General features: G+C 59.5%; 8 protein-coding genes. All 8 read left to right on the top strand.

The genetic code is table 11. From position 1 onward, the window contains the following. Window positions 1-598 precede the first annotated feature (598 nt). Window positions 599-3,505, top strand: a complete 2,907-nt coding sequence (locus tag QP995_RS09315; protein ID WP_370449396.1) for a DUF4040 family protein — start codon at window positions 599-601, stop codon at window positions 3,503-3,505. After that, window positions 3,502-3,984, top strand: coding sequence for a sodium:proton antiporter (locus tag QP995_RS09310; RefSeq protein WP_038627412.1), 483 nt, complete (start codon window positions 3,502-3,504; stop codon window positions 3,982-3,984). The genes QP995_RS09315 and QP995_RS09310 overlap by 4 nt, the downstream gene beginning before the upstream one ends. After that, on the top strand, window positions 3,978-5,549 hold the full coding sequence (locus tag QP995_RS09305) for a monovalent cation/H+ antiporter subunit D family protein (protein WP_083706858.1): 1,572 nt from the start codon (window positions 3,978-3,980) through the stop codon (window positions 5,547-5,549). The genes QP995_RS09310 and QP995_RS09305 overlap by 7 nt, the downstream gene beginning before the upstream one ends. Beyond that, complete coding sequence (locus QP995_RS09300; RefSeq protein WP_284853146.1) at window positions 5,549-6,031, top strand: Na+/H+ antiporter subunit E; 483 nt, start codon at window positions 5,549-5,551, stop codon at window positions 6,029-6,031. The genes QP995_RS09305 and QP995_RS09300 overlap by 1 nt, the downstream gene beginning before the upstream one ends. After that, the gene (locus QP995_RS09295; RefSeq protein ID WP_005511667.1) at window positions 6,028-6,318 is read left to right on the top strand and encodes a monovalent cation/H+ antiporter complex subunit F; all 291 of its coding nucleotides are present in this window, start codon (window positions 6,028-6,030) and stop codon (window positions 6,316-6,318) included. Before QP995_RS09300 ends, QP995_RS09295 begins: the two co-directional genes overlap by 4 nt. A gap of 24 nt (window positions 6,319-6,342) precedes the next feature. Then, the gene (locus tag QP995_RS09290) at window positions 6,343-6,684 is read left to right on the top strand and encodes a monovalent cation/H(+) antiporter subunit G (RefSeq protein WP_284853145.1); all 342 of its coding nucleotides are present in this window, start codon (window positions 6,343-6,345) and stop codon (window positions 6,682-6,684) included. Between the two features lie 588 nt (window positions 6,685-7,272). Continuing rightward, window positions 7,273-7,581: a hypothetical protein gene (locus QP995_RS09285; RefSeq protein WP_016421913.1), complete on the top strand. Its 309-nt coding sequence runs from the start codon at window positions 7,273-7,275 to the stop codon at window positions 7,579-7,581. A 141-nt stretch (window positions 7,582-7,722) separates the two neighbouring features. Continuing rightward, window positions 7,723-8,070, top strand: coding sequence for a hypothetical protein (locus QP995_RS09280; RefSeq protein WP_049192922.1), 348 nt, complete (start codon window positions 7,723-7,725; stop codon window positions 8,068-8,070). Window positions 8,071-8,119: the final 49 nt, after the last annotated feature.

Below are 8,119 nucleotides of genomic sequence, written 5' to 3'. Positions count from 1 at the left end.
GTATTTCGTTCGGCGGGTTTGCTTCACTACTTCTCCTGGTCGAAAGTGGTGATGCATTCACCGCCTGAACCTACCAGCCATTTTTCGGGCCATTTTTGTCATAAACCTAGTCAGTAACTCGGATCAATCCAACGTCACCAGACATAAACGCAGTCAGTAACTCCCACCGACGCCCCGTTCATCACTCGTTCCTATGTATTTTCACTACTGGATCCACAGAGACTTTCCCCGCTCCCCCAAATGCCCCTTTCACCCCGCGTGGAGCATTTTCGTGGCTGTTAGTCTGTAGAAGTACGAACCTTTTTAACAGCAATGTGAAAGTAGCCCCCAAGTGACGCACCTGGCAACAGCTCTGGCATCAGCCAGCCCCTTTACAGCCAGTCCGCCGTCGGCGACCGCACCACCAGACCAGACATTGGCTTCTGAGTTTGCGTCCGGCGGCGTATCGGCAACATTGAATTCTTTAGATTCCATTCTTTCTGCCCCGGCAACGATTACCCCCCAAGCAAGCAGCTCCGCAGAGCACGCAACAACGCTCGCAGCTCAAGCAGCTCAAGCAGTCCAAGCCACCCAAGCAGCCCAAACCTCCGCCAACAGCCTGACCCTCCTTTCGGTCCCGCTGTTGGTCGCGGTTGCCCTGGCGCTGACCCCGCTGTTTGTGAAGCTCCTTGGTCGTCACGCAGGCTGGCCCATCGTCGCGTTTTTTCTCGCGTCGGTGGTCCAGCTTTCGCGTGTAACGGGCGATATTCTCGACGGCACCACCTTCACCTGGTCCCGCGTCTGGTCCCCGGAACTGAACGCGGCGTTTGCGCTGAAGCTCGATCCCCTCTCCATGGTGTTCAGCTTCTTGGCGCTGTTGGTGGGCTCGATAGTCTTCATCTACTCCACCGCGTATTTGCCGCCGAAGAAATCCGCGATGAGCTTCTACGTCCTGATGACGGCGTTCATGCTGGCGGTTTTGCTCCTCGTGCTTGCCGACGACATCATGCTCCTCTTCATCGGGTGGGAACTGGTCTCGATGGCGTCGTTCCTGCTCATTGCGAGGTCGGGCTCGTCGGGCGAGCTGGGCTCGTTGCGCACACTCCTGCTGACCTTCACCGGTGGCCTGCTGCTTCTGGCCGCCCTCGGCGGTGCGGTGTGGCTAACCGGTTCCACGAATCTCACCGAGGTTTTGGCTTCGCCTGAGTGGGAGGCCAACCCGGCAGCGCGCAGCCTCATTGCCGCGCTGGTGGCCCTGGGCGCTTTCACGAAGGCAGCTCAGTTCCCCTTCCACGCCTGGCTTCCAGAGGCCATGGCGGCGGCAACTCCCGTCTCGGCTTTCTTGCACGCTGCGGCCGTCGTCAAGGCAGGCGTTTACCTGCTGATGCGTTTTTCCACGGTCTTCGCGGACGTGCGCGTGTGGCAGTTGCTGCTGATCGTCATGGGTATGTGGACGGCTGTTGCCACGGCCTACTTTGCGCTGCAGCAGACTGACCTGAAGAAGCTGATTGCGTACTCGACGGTCTCGCAGTTGGGTTGGATTGTCGCCACGATTGGTGTGGGCACGAAGTTCGCGATTATGGCTGCGGTTGTGCACACCATTGCGCACGCGATGTTTAAGTCTTCGCTGTTCATGATGGCTGGTGTGGTTGATCACCAGGCAGGCACGCGCGATATTCGTCGCCTCGGTCCGCTGTGGAAGCAGATGCCGTGGAGCTTTGGCTCGATGATTTTCGGTGCGGCATCGATGGCGGCAATTCCGCCGTTCTTCGGCTTCATGTCGAAGGAAGGCATGCTGACCGCATTCGAAGGTGCGCCGCTCAGCAACACCGGTGTCGTCATTCTGCTGACGGTGGCGGCGATTGGTGCGATTGGTACTTTCGCGTACTCGGCACGTTTGGTGTTCGGTGCATTTGTGGATGGTCCGCGCAACGTGGACCACATCACTGAGGCTCCAATTTCGCTGTGGCTCCCGGCTGCCATCCCTGGCGTGCTTAGCCTTCCAGCCGCCTTCGCTGCCGGCGCTATTTTGAACCGCCCGCTGGACCGCGTGGCCGATACGGTCGGTCAGCTTCCGGCTGGCACGACTCAGGAATCGCACTTGAGCCTGTGGCACGGCGTGAATGTGCCGCTGATCATCTCTGTGGTTGTGCTGGCTGTCGGCGTGGGCTTCATCTTCACTCGTGCCCGCGTAGGCGCCGTCATGGCAGACCGCAAGCTCTTCCCGTTCACTGGTGTGGAGGCAATCAACGCGTCGCTGAGCGTCTCGCAGCGTGTGGGGCGCGCGATGGGCAAGGTGGCGCGTTCGCATCAGCCATCGCGTCACCTGTTGCCGCTGCTTGGTTTGCTCGCGGTGTACGCCCTGGTTATTGCAATCGCTCCGGGTGTCGGGGGCGCTCCGGTGCTGCCGAAGATCGACGGCATCGATCACCTGACCGATCTGATTCCGCTGGTTGTTGTCGTGATTGGCGTGTGGGCCACGCTTCGGGCGAAGAACCGTTTGCAGGCGGCTGTGCTGCTCGGCGTCACCGGTGTTGGTGTCACGCTGCAGATTCTCCTGCTGGGCGCACCGGATGTGGCATTGACGCAGTTCATGGTGGAAATCCTGACTGTCGTGCTGATGATGCTGGTGCTGCGCTTCCAGCCGCGTGCGTTCTCTGAGACCTCGAAGAACCGCCGTGCCTCGGCGGCGGTTGTGGCAGTTGCCGTGGGCTTGGCTACGTTCGGCGCGGTGTGGTTCCTCACTGGCCGTCGTCAGATGCCTGAGGTCGCGCAGTGGTACATCGATAACACTGAGAAGGTCACGGGCGAGACCAACATTGTCAATGTGATCCTGGTTGAGTTCCGTGCTTTCGATACCATGGGTGAGCTGGCGGTTCTCGGTATGGCGGGTGTCGCGATGGCGGCGGTTGTCACGTCTATGCCTCGCTTCCCGCACCTGCTCGATCAGCCTTCCCCGCTTGCGGAGCCCGCTCTGAACTCCATCATGATGCGTTGGCTGGTCCGCTGGTTGGCTCCGCTTCTGTTCGCCCTGTCCGCTGTGGTTCTCTACCGCGGCGGTACCGCTCCGGGCGGCGGCTTCAACGCGGCGCTGATTGGCGCCGCTGCCGTCATGCTGATTTACCTGTCCAAGGACCGCGACGAGCTGGTCTTTGGCGAGAAGATCCCGGCAGTGCTCAGCGCTGCGGGTGTCATCACGGCTATCGGCACGGGCTTCATCGGTTTCGCCAAGGGGTCGTTCTTGGCACCGCTGTACGGCGAGTTCCTGGGTCAGCACCTCACCACGGCATTGCTTTTCGACGTCGGCGTGTACCTGGCCGTCATCGGCATTGTGGCAACCGCGCTGAATCTCCTGGGCGGCCCGAACCGTCCTGGTGTGACCGGGTCGGACGATGTGATGCAGGATCTCTACTCAGACCGCTCAAGCTTGCGGGTGCCGCCGGAGATGGGCGTGTTCGCCTCAGAAGCGGAGAGCGCTCCAGCCCCCGCCCCAGCTCATGCCACCGTTGAGGAGGCCAAGAAGTGATTATCGCCATCATGGCTGCCGTCCTCGCTGGCGGTGGCACGTACCTGGTGCTACAGCGCGGCATGCTGCGCACCATTATCGGTATGACTCTGATTTCCCATGCCGCTAACCTGATTATCTTGTCCACGGGTGTCGGCGCCTGGCGCGGCGAGCCGCTGCTGGGCAACGAGGCCACTGCGGGCGCTGGCGCTGCCGAGCAGATGGCTGACCCGTTGCCGCAGGCATTCGTGCTGACGGCCATCGTGATCACCATGGCTGTGACCGCGTTCATGCTGGCACTGGCTGGTTTGGGCCGTGACGACGATACCCGTATCCATGAGGATCGCGAGGCTATGCGACAGCTGTCGACGGCTGGTCGTCGTGCGGGTAAGAATGTTCCGGCGGACTCGGACTCCACGGTCACCGGTACCCCAGGGGTCTCTTCGGCTCCGAACAAGTTCCCGCGCGAGACTCCTTTCGGCGGTGACGAGAAATGGTAGAAGCCTCTGCAATGACCTCTGCAATGTCCCCTTCAACTCTGTCTTCGCTACTGCCACTGTTTGCGGCACTGCCGCTGATTTTGTCGGCAGTCACAGCCATCCTGCCGAAGCTGTGGATGCGCGCGACGATGGGCATCGCCGTTCCGGCCCTATCGTCGCTGGCTGCATTTTGGGTGATGTTCTACGTCACTGAAAACGGCCCGGTCGGCCACGGCGTGGGCGCGTTCCCCGGTGGTATCTCGATTCCTTTCCTGGCGGACACGTTCTCCATGCTGATGCTCGGTGTGGCTGCCGCTGTGGTTGCCATCGGTAACTGGTTCGCCCACGTCGCGGGTGAAAACACCTCTCGTTTCTTCCCTTCCCTGACGCTGATGATGCTGTCCGGCATGTCGGGTGCTTTCCTGACTGCCGACCTGTTCAACTTCTTCGTGTTCATGGAGGTCATGCTGCTGCCCTCCTACGGCCTGATTGCGGTCACCGGTACCTGGCACCGCCTGGCTGCTGGTCGTAACTTCGTGCTGGTCAACCTCTTGACCTCCACGGTGCTGCTGATTGGTGTCGCGCTGATTTACGGCTCGGCGGGCAATGTGAACATCGCAATGCTGGCCGACATGGCCAGCGAGGGCGGCCCCGGCGGCACGGGTGTGGTCGCGCTGGGCATTGTCATCATCGCACTATGTGTGAAGGCTGGTTTGGTTCCGGCGCACACATGGCTGCCGAGGACGTACCCGTCGACAAGCCCTGCGGTGATGGCACTGTTCTCTGCGGTGCACACGAAGGTTGCGGTGTACATGCTCTTCCGCATTTACGTCGTGATTGTGGGCATGAATCCCTCCTGGCACTGGCCGATCATTATCATCATGGCGATCTCGATGCTGGTCGGCGCGTTTGCTGGTCTCGCGGAGAACACCATGCGTGAGGTGCTGGCCTACCAGATGGTCACGGGTATGCCGTTCATTCTGATCGTGTTGGCGTTCACGGACGCTAACGACGGGGGCAGCGCCAAGGCTGCCCTGGCTGCGGGTATTTTCTACGCAATCCACCACATGGTGACTGTCGGCGCCCTCATTCTGGGCTCCGGCGCGGTGGAAGAGACCTACGGTACGGGTACGCTCTCTAGGCTTTCGGGGCTTGCTCGCCGCGACCAAGCGGTTGCCTGGGTGATGGCGGCAATGAGCTTCTCCATTGTGGGCTTCCCACCGTTTTCCGGCGTGTGGGGCAAGGTGGGCATTGTCTTTGCCTCTGCCGCCACTGGCGATGCTCGCTCGATTGTTGCGATCACCGCAATCATCGTTGCCTCACTGGGCTCGCTGCTGGCCATGATTCGCCTGTGGCGCGCGGTCTTCTGGGGCCGACCCATGCAGGGCGTGGATGATTCGGTTCGTGTTCCGGGAACGCTGGTTGCGCCGTCCGCCATGCTGGCAATTGTTTCCGTGGCCATGTTCGTCGCGGTCGGCGCCGTCACTTGGGCGACCACCGGCGCGGCCGATGCGCTGCTGAATATTGATGGCTACCGCGAGGCCACACTCGGCGGAGTTGAAAACGCCATCGGAGGTATTTACTGATGAAGTTTCTACACGTTATCCGCTATTCCCTCTGGCTGGTCTGGCAGGTTGTTGTAGCTGCGACGGACGTGGTGCTCGATACTCTGCGCCCGCACCAGAAGCAGCAGCCGGTGCTCATTGGACTGCCGCTGCGTGTGAAGTCTGACCTTGAGGTCACTCTCTTTGCCGAGTCCATCACCATGACCCCGGGCACGCTGGTCTGCGGCGTCCGTGAAACCGATGCGGGGCGGTTGTTCATCATCCACGCAATCTTCGGTGCCGACCTGGACGCGCTGTACGACTCCCTCTACGACATGGAGGAGCACCTCGTCCCCAGCCTCCGCGATGTCCCCCGCCCGAAGGCTTTCGTCTTCGAGGAATACAACGCAGACCAGTTCATTGACCCGGATGCCGTCGTCGGTGTTGCCGCTGAGGTCGACCATGGTCTGCCACTGCCGGATGGCATTGCCTCCAATGGCGAAGACAAAGGAGCACGCTCATGAATGACACATTGATCGATCCCACCGCAGTACAGGTAATTAGCGGCATTGGCATTGCTCTGTGTTCAGTGGCGCTGCTTGTGGGCGTGGTGCTGATCTTCCGGGTCAAGGGCAATGTCTCACGCGCAGTGCTTTCCGACGCCGCCTTCTACCCCATGGTGGGAGTGTTCCTCACAACTGCCATGCTGCGGACTACGGCCATTACTTTCGATATTGCAATGCTGGCGGGCTTACTTGGCATTTTGTCGACCGTGGGCCTGGCCCGAGTTATTTCCCGTGGCCGCCGCTAAGACCGATTAAGGACGAATCGCACTATGAGTATCGCTTCAATCCTTGTAACTATCTTGTTTGCCGTGCTGGTCATTGGTGGATCTTTGTACCTGCTTCTGGCGGGTGTGGCCATGTGGCGCTCTAAAGATGCCCTGAGCCGGTTGAACCAGCTTTCGGCCGGAATCATGGTGGGCATCCCCGCGCTGGTGATTGCCAACTTGGTCTTAGAGGCCGACCAGGGCAATCTGACGTGGGGCAAAACCCTCACGGCCATTCTGGCCATTGTTGCTGTTCTGGTCGTCGCTACCGTCGCCTCCGAAGTACTTGGACGCGCGGTGCTGGGTGCCCGTGACGGCTCCGCTGAGGACTTCGTGCCGGAGCGGTAGCTAGCGGCGCGGGAAACGTCCTGAACACACCGTTAGCGGCCAGTTTCACAGCGACCCCTCAGCGCGCTCCAATACCTCCTTTAGGCCACCCGACCTACCCAAAAGGGGGTATATTTCCCCACACTTTTAGCCTCCCATAATGTGACGTACCTCTCATAGGCTATGGCCCGCTCGTTAACCTCGTTTATGCCCCTAAATTGAGTGGCAGTTTTTGCCGTTAACTAAGCTTTGGTTTTCCTTACTTAGGGACACCTTAGTTATCATTTTTGATGAATTCGCCGTTTGCCTGCACCTTTGCGACACCAAGAACAAAACAATCAATGCAATTCCGGTAAATTTTAAGAAAACAACACTCTTGTCATCCGATATTCAGGCAGAGGCCGGAGTCGTCCCGACCGACTCAAAACCGCCCTCTTTCCAATATTTTTAGGCGAATTTGAGCGAGATTCAGGGGGCACAACCGACCGGAAGCGGATCGAGGCACTTATTTTTTCATTGCAGCCCCTTGCCCCATCGGTTAACTTAATTTCTGTGAGTTCGCCAAGAGCGACTCAAAATCTTTACCCCCGAGAACCTAAGGATTTTCTCATGTCCTGCTCCGCAGAAGATATCGCAACCATCCTCGAAGCCCTTCCGGCCGTCACCGTCGAGAGCCCGCTGCCGGCTTTCGAGCAGCTGGCTGGCAACGACGTCAACTTCGCTAACGTCGGTGGCGACCTGAACCTGCCGTTCGGTAACGACTTCCTGGACATCTCCGTCACCGACGACCACTCCACCCACGACTCCCACGACGTCGAGGTTTCCGACTTCCTGAACCCGGAGACCACCGTCGACAAGTCCGACCAGCGTAAGTTCGACTTCCTGAACCCGAGCATCTCTGGCATCGGCGCCAAGTAAGCTCCTGGGCTTCATGGCAGGACAATAGCTCCGCCAATCCTTGACACAATAAACCGCCAGTCTCTAAAAAAAGACTGCGGTTTATTGTTCAGTTAAAACCGATATTCTTCATTTCGTTACTGTCTAAAAGGAACACCAAAAATGGACGTCACTCCTATCGTTGAGGTTCTGGAAGCAATGCCTTCCGGCCCGACCGTCAACGTCACCTTCGAGATTAACCCGACCATCGATGGTGACCTGACCCTCCTGGAAACCGGTGACTGGAACGCTCCGTTCGGCCGCGACTTCATGGACATCAACATCACGAACGATCAGTCCACCCACAACGACAACTCCACCCACGTCTCCGGCGTTGAGGCTGATAGTGTCTCCGACGCTGCCGAACAGGGTCGAGAGGTGTCCGAGTCCGCCGAAGAAGCCGACGAGGCTGCAGCTGCTCCGAAGTCGCTTTTCAGCGGCTCCCCGAGCCTGCCGGGCATCGGTGCCTAAAACAGCTCACACTTAGGGTTGTTCCTTAGCCGCCCAAACCGGGCCGGCG

Origin of the sequence: Corynebacterium sp. MSK032 (genome assembly GCF_030232065.1) — a bacterium.
Classification (GTDB): domain Bacteria; phylum Actinomycetota; class Actinomycetes; order Mycobacteriales; family Mycobacteriaceae; genus Corynebacterium; species Corynebacterium jeikeium_D.
The sequence above is the reverse complement of the archived record's forward strand: the minus strand, read 5'-3'. Positions and strand labels throughout refer to the sequence as shown.